General features: G+C 67.2%; 22 protein-coding genes. 16 read left to right on the forward strand and 6 right to left on the reverse strand.

Features of this window, described 5'->3' with window-relative positions; translation table 11 throughout:
- The first annotated feature begins 6 nt into the window (after positions 1-6).
- The 3 genes from NC4_RS10990 to NC4_RS11000 are packed head-to-tail and all read left to right on the forward strand — an operon-like array spanning position 7 to position 3,243.
- Positions 7-1,053, forward strand: a complete 1,047-nt coding sequence (locus tag NC4_RS10990; protein ID WP_067535757.1) for a substrate-binding domain-containing protein — start codon at positions 7-9, stop codon at positions 1,051-1,053.
- Positions 1,054-1,075: 22 nt separating this feature from the next.
- Positions 1,076-2,239, forward strand: coding sequence for a Gfo/Idh/MocA family protein (locus tag NC4_RS10995; RefSeq protein WP_067535760.1), 1,164 nt, complete (start codon positions 1,076-1,078; stop codon positions 2,237-2,239).
- A complete protein-coding gene (locus tag NC4_RS11000; protein WP_067535765.1) occupies positions 2,236-3,243 on the forward strand; it encodes a sugar phosphate isomerase/epimerase family protein in 1,008 nt (335 codons plus the stop codon). The genes NC4_RS10995 and NC4_RS11000 overlap by 4 nt, the downstream gene beginning before the upstream one ends.
- Positions 3,244-3,246: 3 nt before the next feature.
- Here NC4_RS11000 and NC4_RS41515 read toward each other — a convergent pair whose 3' ends face one another.
- Positions 3,247-3,477, reverse strand: coding sequence for an arylsulfotransferase family protein (locus tag NC4_RS41515; protein WP_218020989.1), 231 nt, complete (start codon positions 3,475-3,477; stop codon positions 3,247-3,249).
- 42 nt (positions 3,478-3,519) lie between these two features.
- Positions 3,520-3,978 carry an aryl-sulfate sulfotransferase gene (locus NC4_RS41520; protein WP_218020991.1) on the reverse strand — a complete coding sequence of 153 codons (459 nt, stop codon included), beginning with the start codon at positions 3,976-3,978 and terminating at the stop codon, positions 3,520-3,522.
- 519 nt (positions 3,979-4,497) lie between these two features.
- Here NC4_RS41520 and NC4_RS11010 point away from each other — a divergent pair.
- The 8 genes from NC4_RS11010 (at position 4,498) to NC4_RS40095 (ending at position 11,484) form a co-directional block, all read left to right on the forward strand.
- Complete coding sequence (locus tag NC4_RS11010) at positions 4,498-5,079, forward strand: helix-turn-helix domain-containing protein (protein WP_218020993.1); 582 nt, start codon at positions 4,498-4,500, stop codon at positions 5,077-5,079.
- A 91-nt stretch (positions 5,080-5,170) separates the two neighbouring features.
- Positions 5,171-6,757: a T6SS phospholipase effector Tle1-like catalytic domain-containing protein gene (locus NC4_RS11015; protein ID WP_084528886.1), complete on the forward strand. Its 1,587-nt coding sequence runs from the start codon at positions 5,171-5,173 to the stop codon at positions 6,755-6,757.
- A complete protein-coding gene (locus NC4_RS11025) occupies positions 6,754-8,031 on the forward strand; it encodes a CHAT domain-containing protein (RefSeq protein ID WP_084528817.1) in 1,278 nt (425 codons plus the stop codon). Before NC4_RS11015 ends, NC4_RS11025 begins: the two co-directional genes overlap by 4 nt.
- Positions 8,028-9,032, forward strand: coding sequence for an alpha/beta hydrolase (locus NC4_RS11030; RefSeq protein WP_218020995.1), 1,005 nt, complete (start codon positions 8,028-8,030; stop codon positions 9,030-9,032). The genes NC4_RS11025 and NC4_RS11030 overlap by 4 nt, the downstream gene beginning before the upstream one ends.
- 77 nt (positions 9,033-9,109) lie before the next feature.
- Entirely contained in the window at positions 9,110-9,268 is a 159-nt protein-coding gene (locus NC4_RS11035) for a hypothetical protein (protein WP_157554503.1), read from the forward strand.
- Positions 9,269-9,327: 59 nt separating this feature from the next.
- On the forward strand, positions 9,328-10,344 hold the full coding sequence (locus NC4_RS11040; RefSeq protein ID WP_157554505.1) for a hypothetical protein: 1,017 nt from the start codon (positions 9,328-9,330) through the stop codon (positions 10,342-10,344).
- 74 nt (positions 10,345-10,418) lie between these two features.
- Positions 10,419-11,264 carry a Rossmann-fold NAD(P)-binding domain-containing protein gene (locus NC4_RS11045; RefSeq protein WP_067535786.1) on the forward strand — a complete coding sequence of 282 codons (846 nt, stop codon included), beginning with the start codon at positions 10,419-10,421 and terminating at the stop codon, positions 11,262-11,264.
- Between the two features lie 64 nt (positions 11,265-11,328).
- Positions 11,329-11,484: a hypothetical protein gene (locus NC4_RS40095; protein ID WP_157554507.1), complete on the forward strand. Its 156-nt coding sequence runs from the start codon at positions 11,329-11,331 to the stop codon at positions 11,482-11,484.
- Here the strand turns inward: NC4_RS40095 and NC4_RS40100 are convergent.
- Both NC4_RS40100 and NC4_RS11050 read right to left on the reverse strand, forming a co-directional pair.
- Positions 11,481-11,966: a hypothetical protein gene (locus NC4_RS40100; RefSeq protein WP_169814773.1), complete on the reverse strand. Its 486-nt coding sequence runs from the start codon at positions 11,964-11,966 to the stop codon at positions 11,481-11,483. The genes NC4_RS40095 and NC4_RS40100 overlap by 4 nt on opposite strands.
- A 100-nt stretch (positions 11,967-12,066) precedes the next feature.
- Positions 12,067-13,008: an SMP-30/gluconolactonase/LRE family protein gene (locus tag NC4_RS11050; RefSeq protein ID WP_067535789.1), complete on the reverse strand. Its 942-nt coding sequence runs from the start codon at positions 13,006-13,008 to the stop codon at positions 12,067-12,069.
- 73 nt (positions 13,009-13,081) lie between these two features.
- On the opposite strand from NC4_RS11050, the gene NC4_RS11055 reads away from it, so the two are divergent.
- Both NC4_RS11055 and NC4_RS11060 read left to right on the forward strand, forming a co-directional pair.
- A complete protein-coding gene (locus NC4_RS11055; protein WP_245721599.1) occupies positions 13,082-13,999 on the forward strand; it encodes a LysR family transcriptional regulator in 918 nt (305 codons plus the stop codon).
- Positions 13,996-14,859, forward strand: coding sequence for an LLM class flavin-dependent oxidoreductase (locus tag NC4_RS11060; RefSeq protein ID WP_067535792.1), 864 nt, complete (start codon positions 13,996-13,998; stop codon positions 14,857-14,859). The genes NC4_RS11055 and NC4_RS11060 overlap by 4 nt, the downstream gene beginning before the upstream one ends.
- Positions 14,860-14,923: 64 nt before the next feature.
- On the opposite strand, the gene NC4_RS11065 is transcribed toward NC4_RS11060, so the two are convergent.
- Entirely contained in the window at positions 14,924-16,084 is a 1,161-nt protein-coding gene (locus tag NC4_RS11065; RefSeq protein WP_067535794.1) for a DUF5925 domain-containing protein, read from the reverse strand.
- Positions 16,085-16,213: 129 nt separating this feature from the next.
- Here NC4_RS11065 and NC4_RS11070 point away from each other — a divergent pair, with 129 nt between their 5' ends.
- Positions 16,214-16,516, forward strand: coding sequence for a hypothetical protein (locus NC4_RS11070; RefSeq protein ID WP_067536187.1), 303 nt, complete (start codon positions 16,214-16,216; stop codon positions 16,514-16,516).
- A gap of 156 nt (positions 16,517-16,672) precedes the next feature.
- The gene (locus tag NC4_RS11075) at positions 16,673-18,592 is read left to right on the forward strand and encodes a CocE/NonD family hydrolase (RefSeq protein WP_084528819.1); all 1,920 of its coding nucleotides are present in this window, start codon (positions 16,673-16,675) and stop codon (positions 18,590-18,592) included.
- Here the strand turns inward: NC4_RS11075 and NC4_RS11080 are convergent.
- Entirely contained in the window at positions 18,541-20,421 is a 1,881-nt protein-coding gene (locus NC4_RS11080) for a CocE/NonD family hydrolase (RefSeq protein WP_067535797.1), read from the reverse strand. The genes NC4_RS11075 and NC4_RS11080 overlap by 52 nt on opposite strands.
- Positions 20,422-20,677: 256 nt before the next feature.
- Here NC4_RS11080 and NC4_RS11090 point away from each other — a divergent pair, with 256 nt between their 5' ends.
- Positions 20,678-22,027 carry a lipase family protein gene (locus NC4_RS11090; RefSeq protein ID WP_084528821.1) on the forward strand — a complete coding sequence of 450 codons (1,350 nt, stop codon included), beginning with the start codon at positions 20,678-20,680 and terminating at the stop codon, positions 22,025-22,027.
- Positions 22,028-22,031 lie beyond the last annotated feature (4 nt).

Consider the following 22,031-nt stretch of genomic DNA (forward strand, 5'->3'; position numbering starts at 1 on the left):
AATACCATGAGTACCACCCATATCCCCTCCCGTCGCGGCGTACTGCTGGGCGGTCTGGCCGCGGGCGCGGGCCTGTTCGCGGCCGCTTGCACCTCCAATGAGAGCACCTCCAATACGCAGGTCGCGGGGGTCACCGGCGACAATGCGGCGGCGGGGCAGGAGGTGAATATCGGATTCTCCGCGCCCGCGGCCGATCACGGATGGACGGCGGCCATTACGCGCAATGCGCGGGCGCAGGCCGAAGGGCTCAGCGATGTGCGACTCGACCTGACCGAGGGCACCAATGACGTGGCCCGCCAGATCGAGCAGGTGCAGACGCTGATCAATCAGAAGGTCGACGTGCTGGTGATCCTGCCGTTCGACGGCAATGCGCTCACCGAGGTCGCGAAAAACGCCATGTCGGCGGGGATTCCGGTGATCAACCTGGATCGGGTGTTCGCCTCGGCGCTGGCCTATCGCACCTGGATCGGCGGCGACAACTACGGGATGGGCATCAATGCGGGCAATTTCATCATTGCCCGGATGCGGGAGAAGAACATTGCCGATCCGGTGATCGTGGAGATCGCCGGGATCGACAATCTGCAGCTCACCCAGGAGCGCAGTCAGGGGTTCCGGGATGTGCTGGGGGCGGCCGGATTCCGGATCGAGGCGCGGCAGTCGCCCGATTTCACCGCCTCGGGCGGGCAGCAGGTGGCGAGTCAGATGCTGCAGGCGGTCAAGAAGATCGACGCCATGTGGAATCACGACGACGATCAGGGCATCGGGGTGCTCGCCGCCATTCGGCAGGCCGATCGCACCGGGGAATTCGTCATGGTCGGCGGGGGCGGTTCGACGCAGGCCATGACCGAGATCAAGGGCGGGAACTCGCCCCTGCAGGCGACCGTGCTCTACAGCCCCGCCATGGCGTCCTCGGCGGTGGCGCTGGCCCGGCTGCTGGGGCAGCGCAAGGCGCTCGGTGATCTCGCCGAACACGATGTGCCCGCGAAGATCACGACCTTCTCCGCGGTCGTCACCAAGGACAACGTGGATCAGTACGTGGCCAACGGTTACTGACACCCGACCCGAACGGAGCCCGATGAGCTCGACACATCGACCGACGCTCGGCATCGGCCTGGTCGGCCGTGCCTTCATGGGGCGCGCGCACTCGCACGCCTGGCGCAGCGTGGACGCGTTCTTCGAACTGCCTTGGGAGCCGGTGCTTTCCGTGCTCGCGGGGCGCGATGCCGGGCGGGCGGGGGAGGCGGCCGCCCGGCTCGGGTGGGGGAGTGCGGTGGGGGACTGGAAGCATCTGCTCGAACGTGAGGATGTGGATCTCGTCGATATCTGCACGCCGGGGGACAGCCATGCCGAAATCGCGGTCGCCGCACTGGAAGCCGGGAAGCATGTGCTGTGCGAGAAGCCGCTCGCCAATACCGTGGCCGAGGCGGAGGCCATGGCGGCCGCGGCCGAGCGGGCCGCGCGTCGCGGGGTGCGGTCCATGGTCGGCTTCAGCTACCGGCGGGTGCCCGCGCTCTCGCTGGCGCGGAAGCTGGTGGCGCAGGCGCGAATCGGCATGATCCGGCATGTGCGGGCGCAGTATCTCCAGGACTGGCTGGCCTATCCGCTGACGCCGCTGAGCTGGCGGCTGGAACGGGAGCGCGCCGGGTCCGGGGCGCTCGGGGATATCGGTGCGCACATTGTCGACGCCACCCAATTCGTGACCGGGGAGATGCTCATCGGGGTCTCGGCCCTGCTGGACACCTTCGTCACCGAACGGCCGCTGCCCGATGGTGCGGGCAGCGGGCCCGTCACTGTGGACGATGCCGCGCTGTTCCTCGGGCGGCTGTCCGGCGGCGGGCTGGCCTCCTTCGAGGCCACCCGGGTGGCGACCGGCCGCAAGAACTCACTGCGCCTGGAGATCAATGGAACTCGCGGCAGCCTGGCCTTCGATCTGGAGGCCATGAACGAGCTCTGGTTCCACGACAACACCGGTGACGCCGAGACCGCCGGATTCCGCCGCATCCTGGTCACCGAACCCCAGCATCCCTACGCGGGGGCCAGGTGGCCGCCCGGACACGGTCTCGGCTACGACCACACCTTCACCAATGAGGTCGCCGACCTCGTCATCGCCATTGCCGCGGGCAAGGATCCCGAACCCACCTTCGCCGACGGCCTCGCCGTGCAGCGCGTCCTCGCCGCGGTCGAGGCGAGCGCGGCCGACGCCGGACGCTGGACCGCAATCGGAGGAGACCCCTCATGAGACCGATAACCCTCTTCACCGGCCAATGGGCCGACCTGCCCTTCGAGCAAGTCTGTGAACTGGCCGCCGGGTGGGGTTACGACGGACTCGAAATCGCCTGCTCCGGTGACCATTTCGAGGTCGACAAGGCGCTGTCCGACCCGAACTACGTCACCGCGAAGCGAAAGACCCTGGAACAGTACGGCCTCGGGGTCTTCGCCATCTCCAATCACCTGGTGGGCCAAGCGGTCTGCGACCACCCCATCGACGACCGCCACCGCGCCATCCTCCCCGCCCGCATCTGGTCCGACGGCGATCCGGAAGCAGTTCGCCGACGAGCCGCCGCCGAAATGGCCGACACCGCCAGAGCCGCAGCCAAGTTGGGCGTAACCACCGTCGTCGGATTCACCGGCTCCTCCATCTGGCACACGGTGGCCATGTTCCCCCCGATCTCCCAGTCCGCCATCGACCGCGGCTACCAGGATTTCGCCGACCGCTGGAACCCTATCCTCGACGTCTTCGACACCGAAGGCGTCCGCTTCGCCCACGAGGTCCACCCCAGCGAAATCGCCTACGACTACTGGACAACAGTCCCCACCCTGACCGCCATCGACCACCGCCCCGCCTTCGGCCTCAACTGGGACCCCTCCCACTTCATCTGGCAAGACCTAGACCCCGTCGGCTTCATCCTCGATTTCGCCGACCGCATCTACCACGTGGACTGCAAAGACACGAAACTCCGTCTCGGCGACGGCCGCCGCGGCCGCCTCTCCTCCCACCTCCCCTGGGCCGACCTCCACCGCGGCTGGGACTTCGTCTCCACCGGCCGCGGCGACGTCCCCTGGGAGGACTCCTTCCGCGCCCTCAACGCCATCGACTACACCGGCCCCATCTCCATCGAATGGGAAGACGCGGGCATGGACCGCCTCGCAGGCGCCCCCGAAGCCCTGGCCTTCATCCGCCGGTACAACGCCCTCACGCCCCCGTCCGCCGCCTTCGACGCCGCTTTCACCGACAACCGCTGAGAGTCATCGGGCGTCGAGCCACGGAATATCGGCGGCCTGGTAGCGGTAGGCGCGGAAGATGGCGTTGGAGACGCCCGGGAAGAGCGCGGCGGTGTCCGGGTCCGGGTATTCGGTGAAGTGCGTCACCACGTATTCCCAGCAGATCTGCTGTGCGGGAGTCACTTCGAAGATGCGGCCGAAGGCGGCTTCGGTGATGACGGTGTTGCCGTTGGGGAGGCGTTGGGCGCCGCCCATGTAGGGGGTGAAGAAGGCTTCGCGAGGGGAGTCCTGGTACTTCTACGCGATATCGCCGGTGGCGGTGTCGATTTCGAGGACGCGGCTGTAGGTGACCGATTCGCCGGTGCGGAAGGTGCCGTTGTCGAACACCAGGATTCTGCCGTTGTCGAGCGCGGTGGCGTGGTGTTGCTGCGCGATGGTCGCGCGGTCCAGCAGGGGTGTGACCTTGCCGGTGGCGCGGTCGATGCGGATGACCGCGGAGACGCTGCGCAGACTGGCGATGACGGTGTCGTCGTCGAGCGGGAAGACGCTGTTGATCAGCGGCCAGTGCTCGCGCCAGTAGTGGGATTGCAGGCCGAACTCGGCCGGATCGAGGTGTTCGAACGCGCGCCACTCCCACAGTGAAGTGCCATCTGCTGCAACCTCTTTGATGACATCGGCCCACACCACGCCATCGGCCTCGGTGCCCGGCACTCCGCCCCGGATGCGGTCCGCGTCGGCGCCGCGGAGCGGTTCCACACCGGTGTAGAGGATGCGCCGTCGTCGTAGTGATGCGCGTCGTGATGCTGATAGTCGTCCCGAACCTCGTGCAGCAGTCCGCCCTTCGGGTCGTACTTGCCCATCGATCCGCCACTGTATTTGCGCCACATGGCGAACAGCGGCGCGATCCCCAGCGTCGTCCCGTTGTAGGCGAGGGTCCCATCCGTGAGCAGCCGCGCATGCCGCCCCGGCCGATACGGCAACCGCCACCGATGCACAACCTCCCCCGCGAGATCCACCAGATCGACCACCCCGCCCCCGGCCAACGGCGCATAGAGCGTGTACCCCGGCGAGGCGAGCTCCGGCTCGCTCCCGATCAGCCCCGTACCCCGCCGCTTCAGCGTGTTCTGTTCCACCGCACCTACTGAAAATTCAACACCACTGAATATTCAGTAGGCTCCTCGAAGCCGGAACCCTTCGAATCACGCTGAAGCAAACGCTGTGGCAACCGGCCCCCGCTCCGACAATGAGCGTGACTAATGAAAGGTGGCCGAACGCGTGGAACAGAGACTGGCGCTGGGCGATGTCGTCCATCGCCGCAGACTCGAGGCCGGACTGACGCTCGCACAGCTGGCCGCCACGGCAGCCCTTTCCCAGTCCTTCCTGAGCCAACTCGAGAACGGCCGCACCAACACCAGCCTGCGCTCCCTCCAGCGCATAGCCGACGCCCTGCACACCACGGCCACCGACCTCCTGGCCGCCGCCGACACCACCCCCGGCGACGCCGTCGTCCGCGCGGCCGCCGACACGACCCTCCCGCAAGCCGACCACGAAACCGACGGATCCGTCCGCTCCCTCTCCCGCGGCCCCCGCGACCTCCGCGCCCTCGAATTCACCGGCGGCACCCACCGCGGCGACCGCGAATTCACCCACCCCAACGACGAACTGATCTACGTGATCACCGGAACCATCACGGTCATAGACGACAATCGCGAACTCACCCTCGCCACCGGCGACACCTACTACTGCACGGCAGGCGTGAAACACCGCTGGTGGGCCCACACCGACGACACCAGAACCCTCGTTGTGGCCGTAGCCGACGGCCGCACGGTGCGCCGCGCCCCGCACAAGCCGCGCTGAACTCCGGTATTCGAAAAGCAAAGCCCGGCAATCGGAGCGCTCGCGGAGGATACTGCTATCCACGCTGTTCCAGGGGTCCGGGAGGGTGACCATGAAGCGCCTGGTGGTCTGCTGCGACGGTACGTGGAGCGCCGAATCCAGCAGTACGGTGTCGAATATCGTCAAACTCGCGCAGACGATTCGATTGGATACCCCGACGCGCACCGGCGAGTCGGTTCGCCAGTCCGTGTTTTACGTCTCGGGTCAGGGTGCGCGCGGGTTTCTCGCCGACCGGCTGCTCGGTACGGTGTTCGGGCTCGGGCTCGATGCCAATCTCGCCGCGGCGTATTGGCATCTGGCGGCGAACTGGGAGCCGGGCGACGAGATCTACCTCTTCGGATTCAGCCGCGGGGCGTATACGGCACGCCGGTTGGCGGGGATGATCGACCGGATCGGAATCATGCGGTCCGATGCCGTGATCGACGGCCGGTTTCCGCAGGCATTCCGGATCTACCAGAAGGACAAGCGGTCGAGCTGGGATCTGGATCCGCCGGAATGGCGAGACTTCCGGAACGCGCACTGCCACTATCCGGTGAAGGTCGATTTTCTGGGTGTGTTCGAGACGGTCGGAGTGCTCGGAGTACCCGGGCGACTCCCGCGGCGGCGGCACCGATTCAAGAGTGCGCGATTGCCTTCCGCCGTGCGCTGCGCGCGGCAGGCGCTGGCCATCGACGAAAGGCGACGCAGCTTCGAGCCGAATCTGTGGGAGATACCGGTCGAACTGGACGTGAAGTATCGCGCCGGATTCGAGCGGGTCAAGCAGGTGTGGTTCGCGGGCGTGCACAGTGATGTCGGCGGCGGGTATCGCGAGAGCGGACTGTCGGATGTCGCATTGCGGTGGATGGTGTCCGAGGCGGAGGTGGTTGGCCTCGCATTCGACTGGGAGCGTTTGGAGGCGCTCGGCAACCGTGCCCTCGTCGAGGGCGAGCGATACTACGCCCGGCACGACTCCCTCGGTCTGACCTATCGGATCCTGAATCTCATACGGATGCTTCGCAATCCGCGCAATCCGCGCAATCCGCGGTTCTACCCGGACTCCTCCCGGAGGCTGAGCAACCCGAACGACGAAGCGGTGCGCCTGGCCTCCAGCGTGCTGGACCTGCCCGACTATCAACCGATGAACCTGCGGCGCTGGCTGGCCGAGCACGGCGGGACGCTGCCCGAATCCCTCATCGAGAAGACCGAATCCGTTCTGGCCGGTGCGAGCCACCGGCCGCCGCATCCGACGCCCGCCGCGGATACTCGGGCGGAGACGGACGTCGAGTTCATGGACGATCGCAAGGTCCGCGTCTGGCGTCCGTCCGATGATCCGGTCCTGGTCGGCAGATCGACGCAGGTCTCCTTCGCCATCGTGCCGCAGCAGGAGACGCCGCCGTCCGGCCACGATCTGCTGCCGGAACCGGTCGAGCTCCGGGTGTTGCTGGAATCCGATGAGGCTCGGGTGTTTCCCTTGACCCGGATGGTGGTGCTCGGTGTCGATCGCACCAGTGCGCCCGTCGGATTCGATGTGGTACCGCATCGGCCGGGCGTGGTCCTGCTGACGTTTCTCGTCTATCGGGAATCGGATGGACAGTTCCTGCAGGAGGTCCGGGCGCAACTCGCGGCAACCGGGCAGGAGCGGAAGGCGCGGCGGGCATGACTCGCGGTGATCTGAAAACAGAGGTCAGGGCCGACAACTCCAGTGCGCTACGACGGGTTGGCGATCGTTCGTACAACCGGCCTCGCACCGTGTACATCCGCTTCAGCAAAGAGAGCAATCGATACACGGTGCAAGCGTGGGGTAGCGCCTTTCCCCAGGACGGGGGCGGCGGCTATCAAGGTCGGCCGAGCGCCACGCAAACCGACGTGGAGGCCTCGATCAGGAACCTACGCGAGGAATGGCAGCAGAATGTCATAGGGCACAAGGAGAAGCGCGACGGCAAACTGCGGCACCCATTCGCCGACCGATGGGACCTGTCCGGCCCAGCCGACCATGATCGGCTCGATCAGGTCGGTCCCGGCTTGGCTCGGAAGGGTGCGTCGCTGTTCCGCCTGCTTTTCCAGGGCGGCGATCCGGGGTTGCAGGAAATAGGTGAGCATTTGGTGTACGCATTGCGCCGCGGCGATCAAGTGATCACCATGGAATCCGACGATCTCTTCGCGCCGTGGCCGATGCTGTACGTGCCGCCGGATAACCCTTCGGAACTGTATGGGGCCAGCAGAAGTTGGTCGATGTCGGGATTCCTGGGGTACCGACATCTTGTCGAGCACAGCTTGTCCCGTGCGCAGGGATTCGACAGCCGGATCATGATTCCTCCGGGACGCGCAGTGATCGGGCTCCATGTCGATGAGGGCGTGGACAAAGATCCGCCACCCACACCATTCATCGAACCACTGATCAAGTTCCTCGACGGCAAGGCTGTCACCACGATCCGGCGTAGCAGGGACGACCTCGCCGTTGCGCTGCTGGACCAGCAGTTCGGTGAACACATCATGTTCTTCGGCTGCCATGGCGTAGTCGGCAGCGGCGAACCGGGGGGATCGTTCCTGATGCTCGGCGACGGCGAGAAGATCTATGCCACCGAGATTCTCTCCTGGCTGTCGGCAGGCTCGTTGCGAAGCAAGCCGGTCGTATTCATCAGCGCGTGCCAGGGAGGTCAGATGACCTCCCAGTTCTTCTCGGGGTTCGGGCACTACTTTCTGAGGAAGGGTGCACGTTGTTTGGTGGGACCGCAGGTGGACCTGCCTCGTGCGTTCGCGTTGGAGTACGCGACCAGGTTGTTCAGCAAGTTCCTGCAGCCAGAGAACCGCCTGGGAGACGTCATGCTGAAGCTGACACGACAATTCGCTGACGAATACCGGAACCCGCTCGGTCTGATGATCTCCCTCTATCGCGGGATCGATGTTCACCTGTGGGAGGAAGAGCTGCCGTGACGAGCGCCAACGACCGATGCTGTGACGAGCATGTCATCCTCGATCTCGACGAGAACGGTGATTTCCTCGATCCCGACACCGGTGCGCGGGTGGAACCGAGATATCACCGCGGCTTCCTGGAAATGCAGCTCGACGTGCCTGAAGATGCCACCGACATAGTCGTTTTCGTCCACGGTTGGCGGAATTCGCGGGCGCGGGCCGCCGCCTCCGGGCACCAGCTCTTCACCATGCTGGAGGCCGCCCGGCACGATCATCCGGACCGGTATCCGGACATCGACTCGTGGTCCGGTCATTACGTGACGGTGCGGTGGCCCTCGATGAGCAATCCCATGCCGTGGGGGTATCGCCGTATTCGCGATCGCGCGCATGCGATGACGACCGAGGGACATGCCTCGGAAGCCTTGGCCGCCCTGCTCGGCTATATCGACGAGGCTCGCCGTCTGCCAGGCTCGCCGCCCGTGCTGCAGACCGCCGGAGGACAGTATCTCCATTGTGTCGGCCACTCCTTCGGCGGCCGGTTCCTGGTCGAAGCCGTGCAGGCCGCCGCGGACAGTCGTCCGACCACCCTGAGCTGGAATCGTTCCAATCCGAACTACCCCTACACCTTGGACACCCTGCTGGTCTTCCAGATGGCGGCGTCACCGGCGATATTCGCCGATCGCGTGCCCAGAATCCTGAGCGACGCGCCCATCAATGGGCCCATCGTGCTCACCCACTCCACCGCCGATCGGGCGAACGGACTCTGGCACTGGATCGCCGAGCGCCACACCGGCATCGGCTACAAGGGCGTGCGCGAACCGGCCGGTGAACTCCAGTGGACGGCGCTGCGCCCGGTGGACGAGGTGTACGACTACAAGGACTTCGAGGCTCGAATCGTGAATGTGAACGCGGACCGGCTCTACCGGCGCGGTCGCTTCCTGCGTGTCGAGGGTGCGCACTCGGACTTCTGGTACCCGGAATCCGCGCATTTGCTGTTGTCCTTGGCGGATCTCGCGCGGTAGCCGCGGATACGGCCGAATCGGTCGATGGATCGGTTGGGGCGGTCCCGGCGGGGGTGTGCTCGGGTACGTTGCGGCGCATGGGTTTTCTGGGTGGGGTCTTCGGGTCCAAGGAGCGGGTGCGGTTCGGGGATCAGGCGTTGGCCATGGTGCGGGGGCAGCGGTCTGTGGCGAGCGCGGAGTTCGATGCCAAGGAGTTCGTGATCAGGTATTGGACTCAGGGGGGGAGTGGGGGCTGATCAATCTCCGGACGGTGTTCAAGCGGTGTCAGGGGGCTTCGCTGGAGGCGGCGGCCCGGATGTTGTTCGACTTCGTGGCTTTGGGGCCGGAGACCGTTGGGGCGGAGCGGGTTACGGGGTGGGAGGGGACGGCGGGGCGGTTGCGGCCGTTGGTGCGGCAGGCGGGGAGTCTCGATATGCGAATGGAGGGGATGCGCGTTGGGGACCATACGGTGTGGCGGCCGGTGCTGCCGTGCTTGATGGAGACCGTTGTGGTGGATCAGGCGACGTCGATGCAGAACCTGGATCCGGGGCAGGTGGCGGAGTGGGGGCTCGATTTCGAGGCCGTATTCGCTACCGCGCGAGCCAATATGGGGGAACTCGCGCTCGATACCGTTGCGCGCTACGAGCCGGGCGCGCAGGGCGGGATGATGTACATCCCCGATGTCGACGGGAATCTGTACGCGGGGTCGCTGCCGCTGGTGGACGGGTGGCTGGCCGGGATCGGGCGGAAGGCCGGTGCGCGGCCGATTGTATTCATAGCCCAGAACGTCGGGGTGCTGGTGGGCGCGGAGTTCTCCGACGAGCATGTGCTGCGGTTGGTGCGGGCGGCGCGGGAGTTGTACGACGAGGCCGTGCGTTCGGTGTCGCCGGTGCCGTACACGATCGACGAGGCGGGACGGTTGACGCCGTATCAGGTGCCGCGCGATCACAGTGCCTGGCAGGAGATTCGCGCTGCGGAGTCGACGCTGGCCGCAGCGGTCTACGGGCAGCAGTACGGGCATCTCCGAGCCGATCTGGACGCGTATCTGACCGAGGACTACGCCGCGAAGCTCATGCATGTGCGCAGGCCGGACGGGGTGGAGACCACGCTGTCGCCGTGGACCGATACCGTGCCCACGCTGCTGCCCAGGGTGAACAATGTGACCCTCACCAATGTCGAGACCGGCGATACCTTCGGTGTCACCTGGGAAACCCTCTCTGCCGCAGTGGATCTACGGCCTGTCGAGGGCATCTATCCGCCTCGGTACCGCGTCGAGTACCACCCGGACGAGGAGGTCATGGCATGGCTGCGGGCCTCGGCGGGGATGCAATGAACTCTGGACGATCGCATATGTGGGTGAGGCTTTCGGCGATGGTTGGAAGGCGTTGTGGCGGCTTGAATTGAGTCATGACAAACAACGCGAACAACATGGCAGCGCAGACCATCCTCGTTACCGCGGGGACCGGCAAGGTGGGACGGCGGGTGGCGGATGGGCTGACTGCCAAGGGATTCCCGGTACGGATCGGCTCCAGGTCGGCGGACATCCCGTTCGATTGGGAGGATCGGGGCACTTGGGGAGCTGTGCTCGAGGGGGTGCGGGCGGCGTTCGTCATGTACACGCCGGATATCGGGGATCCCCGTGCGGGGGAGACCATTCGGGCGTTCAGTGAGTTGGCTGTCGCCAGTGGGGTTGAGCGGCTGGTGCTGTTGTCGGCACGGGGTGAGGATCAGGCGGGTCCGGCCGAGGACGCGGTGCGCGCCAGTGGTGCGAAATGGACCGTGTTGCAGGCGGCGTGGTTCAACCAGAACTTCGACGAGGGTGTGTTCACGGAGATGATTCTCGGTGGGGCGCTGGCCTTTCCGGCGGGGCAGGTGCTGGAGCCGTTCGTCGACTCGGGGGATCTCGCGGATGTCGCGGTGGCGGCGCTGACCGAGGACGGTCACGCGGGGAAGAACTACGATCTGACCGGGCCGCGGCTGCTGACGTTCGGGGACGCCGTGGCGGCCATTGGCGGGGCGCTGGGGCGGGAAATCCAATACATCCCCGTCACCGGTGCGGAATTCGGTGCGGTGCTGACCGCCGAGTTCGGGATGCCCGATGCGGAGGTCGCCGCCATGCTGGATATCTTCGCGACCCTGCTCGACGGCCGCAATGCCACCGTGACGGACACTCTCGCCACCCTGCTGGGGCGCGCACCCGTCGATTTCGCGGATTATGTTCGCGACGCGGTCGCGGCGGGCGCTTGGAAGTAGAGGACCCGGGAACGGGTCAGGAATCGAGAAGCGGCGCGATTCGCCTCGCGCCTAGCGTGAACGCATGTGCATCAACAGCCTGCAACGCGCTTATCTCGCCCTCCGGGTCGGCGCTGATCCGACCCGGGACGGCGAGCCCGACGACCCGCTCTCCTGCTGCGCGCAGGACGATCAGCGGGTCGTCGTGGAACTGCTCGCCGCGGCCGGAACCTCCGGCTAGCGTGTGGTCGTCGTCGGCAACGACTGGTTCGTTGTCGTCGGCCACGACTGGTTCGTCGTGGTCGGCCAGGACTCGTTCGTCGTGGTCGGCAGCGGCGGATTCTTGGTGGTCGGCAAGGGTGCCACGGTGGTGGTGCCACAGAAGACGGTCGAATCGCAGCCGTCCGTGCCGCAGTAGGGGATGCCATCCGGGCAATCGCTGGTCGAGGTCGGCACATTCCCCTGGTCCGCACCGCCGCCACCGTTTCCGCCGCCACCCGGCTGCGTCACGTCCTGTCCGCCGGAGCCGCCCGGATTCCCGTGCGGCGCTCCCGAACTCGTCGGCGTCACCGTCTTCGAGACCGACGTCTTCGACACCGTGCTCGAGGCCGGAGCCCCGGAGCCGGATTCCTTGGTCGAGCAGGCCGACACCACCAGCACCAGCGCGAGCAAACCCAGCAGTACACCTATGACCGCGCGCAGCCGACTACCCGTCCGCATCATCCGAACTCCTCCTCCTGCTGCCGTGGCAGCCCACCCCGACCCGTTTCCGAGGCTAAAAGCCCGCCGCGGCAGCGGGTATCGGACAGACGCCCTATTCGGGTCAGGGTTGATCGATGGCGAGCGCGTTGTAGGAGGTGGTCGGCTCCGGCGTCGTGGTGAAACGCGCATTGGGCAGATACAGCCGACCGCCGAAGGCCCCGAAGGTCGTCGGCACATCGAACCGCGGATCGGTCACGCGCCGCTCGACCCGGCCCGTCGTGCCCGCGTCATCGAGGGTGATCACGGCAATGGCATTGAGCCGGTTCTGAACGACCAGGAGTTTGTTGCCCTGCAAGAGCAGTCCGTCGCCGTCGATCAGGCTCTCGGCCCCGATATCGACCCGCCGCGCCGCGCCCGTCGCCGGATCGACGCGGAACAGCTGCCCGGTATCCGACTGCACGATGATCAGGCCGGAACCGTCGGGCGTGCGCACGATTCCATTGGCATTGAAAGCATTCGGCCCCGGCACATATTTGATATCGCCGGTCAACGGGATGCGCACCACCGCCTCCTGCGACGGCAGCGCACCGTCCGGGCCGATGGGCAGGTGGTAGAGCACCGGGCTGCGCGAATCGGTGAACCACGCGCCCGCCGCCGTGAGCACGATGTCATTGACGAATGTGTCCGGCGCCGTGCCGAACTGGTAGCTGGCCAGCACCGCACCGGTCAGCGTATCGACGACGCGTGCGTCACCCGCCGTGCCACCGGCCACGAACAGCCGCCCCCGATCGTCGAGCTGAAGCCCGAGCGATTGCGTACCGGGACCCTGGCTGAATACCCCGCCCCGACCGGTGATCAGATCGGCGCGATAGATGGACCCGTCCGCCATCGACCCGATGTACGCCACCGGAAGCGCGCCGATCGCAATGCCTTCCGGCCGGAACCCATCGGGCAGTTCGATGGTGGTGGGGAACAACCCCTGCGCCGCAGCCTGATTCGCGGGCGCCGCGACGGCGAGACAGGCGAGCGCGAGGGAGATACCGAGAAAGCGTTTCACAGGCATCAGTGTCGATCCGCCCGATCGATGAGTCCAACACATGTTTGTCACCGCATCGATCGTGATTCACGATTGATCCATGGAACTCCAGCAGATGCGCTATGTCGTCGCCGTCGCCGAGACCACCAGCTTCACCCGCGCGGCCGAGCGCTGCCTGGTGGTGCAGTCCGCGCTCAGTCACCAAATCGCCCGCCTGGAACGGGAACTCGGCGCGAAGCTGTTCGAGCGCACCAGCCGCCGGGTGCGGCTGACACCGGCGGGCGCCGCCTTCCTGCCCGCCGCCCGCCAATGCCTGGAGGCCGCCGAGCGCGCCGCCGCCGAGGTCGCCGCGGCCGTCGGGGAGATCCGGGGCCGCCTCGCCGTGGGCCTGATTCCCACCGTCGCCGCGGTCGACGTCCCCGGCGCCCTGCGCCAGATCCGCGCGCAGTACCCGCACGTGCGCATCGGCCTGTGCGTCGGCGCGAGCGACAACCTGGTGGAGAAGGTCAAACAGGGCGCCCTCGACGTGGCCTTCCTCGGTCTGCCGACAACGGCCCGCCCGCACGGCGTGGCCGCTCACGAACTGGCCCGCGGCCGCCTCGTCGCCGTGGTGGCCCCCGAACATCCGCTGGCCGCCGAACCCGCGATCGACCTGCGCCGCCTCGCCGAGGAGGTTTTCGTGGACCTCCCCACCGGCACGGCCGGGCGCATCCAGACCGACCAGGCCTTCGCGACGGCCGGTCTCGTGCGAGATGTCGCTTTCGAGGTGAGCACCGCCGACTACATGGCCCGCCTGGTTGAGCAGAACCTGTGTGTGGCAATGGTTCCCGCCACCTACGCCCCCCCAACTCACCGGCGTGGTCACCCTCGAACTCACCGACGCCCCGGACCGCATCGAATACGCCATCTGGAACCGCACCGCCCGCACCCCCGCCGCGACCGCCTTCCTGACCGTCCTCGGCATCCCCTGCTGATCGCGCGTGCGCATCCGCCGGAATCTGGTAGGCATGGTGGATGACGACGCTCGGTGCTGTATTCCGTCCAGAGAATCCGCCGCAGACAATGCGGGAAGTCGTTCGCGCGGCCGAAGATTCGGGCCTCGAGGAATTGTGGCTGTGGGAGGACTGCTTCCAACTCGGCGGCATCGCGACCGCCGCCGCACTCGCATGGAGTGAGCGAATCCGCGTAGGCGTCGGCGTCATGCCCGTCTCGCTGCGCAATGTCGCCCTCACCGCCATGGAAATCGCCACCCTCGAAGGCATGTTCCCCGGCCGCGGCCTCTGGGGTGTAGGCCACGGCGTCCTGGACTGGATGGGCCAGGCGGGCGTCCGCGCCGCCTCCCCCCTGACCCTCCTCCGCGAATACCTCGACGCCCTCCGCGGATTGCTCGCAGGCAACCGAATCACCGTGAAGGGCCGCTACATTCAACTAGACGACGTAGCCCTCGACTACCCGCCCGCCACCACACCGCCCATCCTGTCCGCCGCAGGCGGCCCGCGCACCCTGAGCCTGGTCGGTCAAGCGGCCGACGGCGTCATCCTGACGAGCGCGAACACCCCCGCCAATATCCGCGCCGCAGCAGAAACGATCAAAGCCGCCCGCCCGGAAACAACCGCGACCGACCCGTACCCGATCGTCGTCTACCTCCTGGCCGCGACCGGCCCCGGCGCAGCCGACCGCCTGGCCGCCGATCGCCGCAAGAACAACTACAGCGACGAGGTAGGCGCAGCAGGCGATGCCCACGCCATCGCCGAAGCCATCACCCGCCGCATCGACGCGGGCGCAACGAGCGTCATCCTCGAACCCACCGCCGACGACCCCGACCCAGCCGCCTTCGTCCGCTTCGTAGCCCACAAAGTCCGCCCCCTCATCCCCTAACCGTGGAGCAGGTACTGGTGCAGGGAAATTCGGACATTTCCCTGCACCAGTACCTGCCAGCGGGTTACAGGTAGCCCGCTGAGGTGGCGGGGGGTGGGGGTGGGTCGGATTGGATGCGGGTGCGGTTGTCGCGGGCTTCGATGAGTTCGGCCAGGGTCATCCCGTCGGGAGACATTGGCGGGTGGGGGCGGTCGGGGAGTTCGCGGGTCAGCCAGGTGGTCGCTTCCGTGGGGGAGAGGGGGCCTACCTCGAGTTGGGCCAGGCAGCGGCCGGGGCGGATGACGGCGGGGTGCAGGCGGGAGAGGTGTTCGTTCGTCGTGATGGCTACCAGGACGTCGCGGCCCTGGCCGAGCATGCCGTCGGTCAGGTTGAGCAGGCGGGACAGGCCCTGGCCGGTGGATTCCTTCGCGGAGCCGCGGATCAGCTCGTCGCAGTCCTCGAGGACGAGCAGGCGCCAGCGGCGCTTCTCCTCGTCGTAGGTGTCCACGCCCATGGCGACTTCCATGAGGTAGCCGGGATTGCTGAAGAGGACTTCCGGGTCGAGTACGCAGTCGACCTGGCACCAGTCGGTCCATTCGCGGGCGAGTGCGCGCAGGGCGGAGGTCTTGCCGGTGCCGGGCGGGCCGTGCAGCAGGAGCAGGCGGCCGGTGACGCCGTCGGCGCGGGTCGCCATGAGTCTGCCGATGGCCTCGCCGACCGCACCCGCGTAGTTCCGCTCGACCTCGGGCCAGGCGGCGGCGGTAATGGTGCGTTCGCGGCGCTGCGGGCCGTGCGTGCCGTAATGCCAGAAGCCCATGGAGACATGGCTGGCGTCCGCTTCGGGTTCCACCGTGGCATCGGCGGTGCAACTCTCGAGGATGTCGCGGGCGAGGGCCTCGGTCGTCGCGCAGACATGCAGGGCGGCATCGCCATTGGTGCGGCGGACCACGCGCAGGGTCCAGCCGTCGCCGGTGGACAGCGTGGCCCGCAGGCCGTCGTCGTCGCAGGTGCGCAGTACGAGCGCGTCGGCGGGCTGGAGCGGCGCTTCCGGCTTCACGTGTTCGAGTTCCTTCGAAACCGCGTGCGGCTGTTCACCACTGAGATACCGCGCGATACCGAGCGCGTCGATGATGTCGCGGGGTGAATCGGAATCGTCGATGTTCATCACCCACGAGAGCGCCTCGTGGGCGGCGGTCGGCTGCTCGCGACCGACCAGCCTGAGGCGTTCCTGGGGAGTCGAGGTCATTGGACGATCATCCGGACATACCGGGAGGCGGTCCAACGAATTTCCACTCTCTACGGCGCGCGTAGTAGGCCGAATTCGGCGGCGGCTATGGTCGAGGAAGTTGTTGGATCTGTGCTGGAGGTAGTGAAGATGGCTCGTATTCCCACGTCTGCACTGGTGGCCGGTGGTCTCACCGGCGGCTTCGCGCTCGCTCAGGCGACGAAGAAGCGGCAGCTGGGCGGAGCGGTATTCGCGGCGGGCACCCTCGCCGCCGTGCCGCAGTGGTACAAGACGGTCGGCGCTGGCGGCGCCGCGGCACTGACCGGCGTCTCGATCGGCGCGATGGGCGCCTCGCATCCGCTCGCCAAGAAGATCGGCGCCTGGCCGTCGGTCGCGGTCGTCTCCGGCGTCGTGGCCCTCGCCGCCTGGGCCGCCGTGGATCGGCGCGCCTGAGACACCCGGCCGGAGCCGGTGTGCGACACCGGCTCCGGCGCAGCCGTGCGGCGCTTCGCGTGACTCGCGAGTCCGGTCCCCTGGACACGAACCCTATGGAAACTGTCTCAGACTATTTATCCTGAGATCGACACCGACGTCGATGAAGGACTCGCGATGACAGAACCCTTGTCCACTGCTGTAGCGCGCGAGCTCGAGGTCCTGCCGGATACCCGATTCGATATCGGGCCGGTCAGGTACTCGAAGTTGTTTGCGCGCAATACGGTTCCGATCGAGATGTCGGACGGGGTGATTCTCACCGCGGATATCCTGCGACCGGGGGATGCGGGGGGCGCGACCGCCGAGCCTTTGCCCGCGATTGTGAACTTCACGCCGTACAACAAGATGTTCAATCGGCATTCGATGCGGGCGAATCGGGTGTTGCGGCGGCTGGCGGGGCAGGTGCGGGCCTCGGATCGCACGCGTATGACCGCGCGAGATGTGTTGCGCACGCCCGCCGGTGGGGTGCTGGAACCGTTCGCCATCAATCGCACCGCGGTGGCGCGGGGGTATGTGGGTCTCATGGTCGATGTGCGCGGGACCGGAACATCCATGGGCGCCTGGGATTTCTTCAGTCCGCGGGAGCAGCTCGACTATGTCGAGGTGTTGCGGTGGATACGCGAGCAGCCCTGGTGCAATGGGGATATCGCGGTGATGGGGCTGTCCTACGGCGCGATCTCGGCATTGCATGCGGCGGCGCAGCGGCCGGAGGGGTTGAAGGCGGTCTTCGCCATCGAGGCGGGGGAGAACCCGCCGCGCGAACTCGGTCTCACGGGAGGGGTGCCGACGCCGGGCATGCTGCTGTGGATCCTGGCGGTCAACAGCGGCAAGATGGTGCCCGCGCTGCCCGGTCTGGTGCGCGCCGGGTTGACGCGAGAGTTCGTGCGGGACAGGATGACCGCTCGCTCCGGTTGGCTGGGACGCGCGGCGCGCATCGGTCTCGCGGACGGGCCCGACGGGTATCTCAACGAGATGTGGGCGGCGAAACTGCCGCAGCTGGAACAGATCGACGTGCCCACCTGGATTCACGGCGGTTGGCACGATGTCTACAACCGGTCCAACTTCCGTATGTACGACCGCATTCCGGTGAGCGGCGGCGGCAAGCAGGTGCTGGTCGACGATTCCTATCACCTCACCCCGGGTGCGGGGTTCGGTGATCCGGGCAATCCGCAGGCTCTCGACGAGTTGCAGTGCGCCTTCTTCGACCGCTGGGTCAAGGGCATCGACAATGGCATCGATCGGTACGGGCCCGTCACCGTGCGCCGCCAGGGCGACGGCCGCTGGGTCCGGCGCGCGCAGTATCCGGATCCCGCCGCACAGCTTCGCAGGCTGTACCTCACCGCCGAGAACACCGGCACCGCACCGCATGCCGCCACGGACGCGGGCTTGTCGGCCACACCCGGTGATACCGTCGACCGGCTGCGGGTGCCCGCCGGGCGGGTCAGCGCGGCCTCCGGCAACAGCGCCGTCATGAGCATGGGCGTGACCCTGCTCTTCGGTCCCGAACACGGCAATGACGACCGCCGCAGCGAGGCTACCGCCGTCACCTTCACCAGCGTGCCCATGGACGCCGAACTGGCGCTCACCGGGCCCATGAACCTGCGCCTGCGGGCGGTCGCCGACGGGACGGACGCCTTCTGGTCGGTCACCGTCTGCGATGTGCATCCCGACGGCGTCTCGGTGCCGATCACGCGCGGGGCGCTGCTGTCCTCCCTGCGGCACACCGATTCCGACGACAGTTACTACGTCGACGGCGAACTGCTGTTCCCCATGCACCCGCTCACCGCGGCTTCGGCGCAACCGGTGAAACCGGGTGAACCCTTCGACCTGGATATCGAGATCAACCCGACCGAGGCGCTGCTGTGCACGGGGCATCGTCTCCGGATCGCGGTGAGCCGCACCAGTTTCCCGCGCCACCTCATCCCGCGCTGGAAGCAGCGCGAGATCACCGGGCAGAGCATCGTGCTCGATCCGGCCGAGCCGGGTTACCTCAGTTTCCAGGCGACCGGGAGCCCGACGGCGGTGCAGGTCAGGTAGCCGGGGCGGTCCGGGCCCAGAATGACGGTCTGGCCCTTGACCTTCCGGAGTTGCGGCAGGCTCAGCAGATGGCGGGGGAACCCGGATCCGCTGACGGTGACGCGCAGCCGGTGCCCCGCGTACAGGATCGCCTCGGTGGCATTGATGTCGATATCGAGCTCGAACGGTTCGCCCGGCGTGACGGGCAGCACGGATTCCGCCGTGAGCGGATGTTCCGGGGCCACCAATTCGCCATCGGCATAACCACTTCGGGCCTCGTCGACCGCGCGCAGCGAGGACAGCAGCGCACCCCGGGTAATGGCGGCCGAGGCGCCGTCGGGGCCGACATCGGTGACCGTGACCGACCAGAACGCCTTGGCGCCCGCGGCTTCCACCCACAGATGCAGGTTCATGGGCCCGGAGAGCACGACATCGGTGTCGAACGGTTCGGTCGTGAAGGTGAGCGCGGCGGCCTCGGCCCAGCGGTCGTCGGAGCCGAAGCGACGGCCGAGCAGGGTGGACAGACCCATGGAGATGACGGCGGTATTGCTCGACGCCAGGCTGGGGCGGGCATCGGGCACCGGCAATCGCCGTGTGGCGGTGGGCGGTTCGGGCCCGAGTCCGGCCGCATCTGGCGTATCGGCGTTCAGGTAGAGCCGATGCACGGTCGCGTCGGCGGCGGGGAACTCCGCGCGCGCGATCCACTCGCCGCCCAACTGCCGCAACGTGATCGGGTCGTAGCGGTCGATGCCATTGTCGATGCCCTTGATCCAGCGATCGAACCACGCGCACTGCAACTCGTCGAGGGCCTGCGGCGCATCGGCCGCGCCGAGTCCGGAGCCGGGCGTGAGGTGATAGCCGTCATCCACCACCAGCTGCTTGGCCCCCGGATCGGTCGAAATACGGTCGTACATACGGAAATTGGAGCGTGCGTACAGATCGCGCCAGCTGCCGTGCAGCCAGGTCGGTACCTTGATCTTCGCCAGGTCCGGGAGCTTGGCGTTCCAATTGTCGTTGAGGTACGCGTCGTCGTGCCGCTCGGCCAGGGCGATGCCCAGCGATCGAACCAGCCAGCTGGCCGGATCGGCGAGCCGGTCGCGCAGGAAGTCCCGCACCGCGCCGGACGCCATGAGCCCGCCGATCGAGGGCATCCATTTGACGGTGTTCACGCCCACGAGCCAGACGCCCAGCCCGGGCGTCGGCGCGCCGCCGGTCAATCCGACCTCGCGCGCCGGGTTCTCACCGGCCTCGACCGCGAAGACGGCCTGCACGCCGTCGGGCTCCCGGCCCGCGGCCAGCAGGGCGGCAATGGCGTTGTAGGAGATGCCGGTCAGCGCGATCTGCCCATTGCACCAGGGCTGTTCGCGCGCCCACCGCAACACCTCCAGATAGTCCAGTTGCTCGTCCTCGCCGAAGAAGTCCCAGCGGCCGGTGGAGGTGCCGGTGCCGCGCACATCGACCATCAGATACGCGTAACCGCGGGTGACCAGGGTCCGGCTCACCGCGAGCACGTCGAAAACGCCACCCGCCAGGGTGTGCAGCGCGTCGCGGCCGGTGAAGCGGCGGCGGTCGGACGGCCCGACCCAGCGGCCGAAGGCCCGGATGCGGGGCCCGCCGAATTCGCGGAAGAGCTTCTTGTTGTAGGGCGTGAAGTTGACGACCACGGGCAGCGGTTCGGGCACCGGGCCCGACGCGCCCGCGGGGCGGGTCAGATCGGCCGAGAGCACGACGCCGTCTCGCATGCGAATCGGTATATCGGGCAGCCGATGGACGCGATCGTGCAATTCGGGGCCGATATCGAAACGGGCGGTGGGCCCCAGCGATTCGGACGGGGGCATCGGAACGGCCATGACGAATAACGCTACTGCTGTAATTCGTTGGTGCACAGCATTTTACATTCTGCGCCCACCCCTACGCGCCCCCTATCAGCCGAGATTGCGCGGGGTTCGCGTCATCTGAAATCCCTTCATTCCAGCGGGGTGCATTCCGGGTTGCTGCACCGAATCGCCCCGCCGCCGTGCGGGATCGAAACCCGAAGTCCCGATGATCGAGATTGTTACCGTGAGGAACGAATTCATCGGCGAATGAAGCAGGAGGGGCGCGTCCATGACCATCGACCTAGAGGAACCTTCGGATGCCGTGACCGCGGCGGTCGTGACCCTGCGCCTGGCCGTCGAGAGCGAACCGGGGGACCGCGGGCCGTTGCTGCCTGGGGAGGACCCGTTCTACACCGCGCCGCCGGAGCTGGCGTCCTACGCGCCCGGTGAGATCATCCGGTTCCGGCGGGTCGAACTGGGTCTGCTGGGCGTGGTGCCGCAGCAGGTCAGCGCATGGCAATTGCTCTATCGCAGCAATGATCTGAACGGGGAACCGGAGGCCGTGGTGACCACGGTGCTGCGGCCCTGGAATGCCGATCCGGCGACGCCGCGCCCGCTGGTGTCCTATCAGTGCGCCATCGACGTGGTCGTCGATCGGGGGTTGCTGTCCTACAACCTGCGGCAGGGCGCGAGCGCCTTCGGCTCGTTCCCGCAGTTCGAGCTGTTCCTGTTCGCCAATGCGCTGGCGCGCGGCTGGACGCTGTCGATTCCCGATCACGTCGGCACCGATGGTCATTTCGGCGTGCCCCGCGAGCCCGGACATCGCATCCTGGACGGTATTCGGGCCGCCCTGTCCTTCGAACCGCTCGGCCTGGGGGAGCGGACGCCGGTGGCGCTGTGGGGATATTCCGGCGGCGGCCTGGCCACGACCTGGGCGGCGGAGCTGGCCGCGGAGTACGCGCCCGAGATCGATATTGTCGGCGCGTCCGCCGGATCGCCCGTCGGCGATCCGCAGAGCGCGGTGTCGAAGCTGAACGGCACGGTGCTGTCGGGGCTGATCCCGCTGGTCATGGCCGCCCTGTGCCGCGCCTACCCGGAGCTGGACCGGGCCGTGCGCGCCCATTTCGACCGGCCGTTCCTGGATCTGATGGCGCATGCGGAGGCGAACACCATCTTCCCCATTCTCTTCCGCAATATCGGTCGCGATATCGGCAAGCACACCAATATGGGCGTCGCCGAGTTGATGGCGCGTCCGCAGTTCCGTTCGGTCTTCGAGGAGTTGAAGCCGGTCCGCACGGCGCCGACGTTCCCCATGCTGGTCGTGCAGGCCACCAATGACATCGTGGTCCGCGTCGAGGATATGGACGAGCAGGTGTGGCGGTATCGGGCGGAAGGCACTCCGGTGCAGTACATTCGCGTTCGGCTCAGCGGGCATGTGACGCTCGCGGTGATCGCGCTGCCGATCGTGGTGGACTGGCTGGCCGATCGGCTGGCGGGCGTCCCGCTGATGCCGGAGGGACCGAAAACCGTTTGGTCGGTCGGGTTCTCGGGGCGTTCGCTGCGCGGTTACCGCAGACTGTTCGGTATGGCCGGGCGGGTCGTCACGGGACGGCCGCTCACCGAGCAGATTCCGGGGTGAACGG

The sequence above is a fragment of the Nocardia crassostreae genome, assembly GCF_001613405.1.
Taxonomy (GTDB): Bacteria; Actinomycetota; Actinomycetes; order Mycobacteriales; family Mycobacteriaceae; genus Nocardia; species Nocardia crassostreae.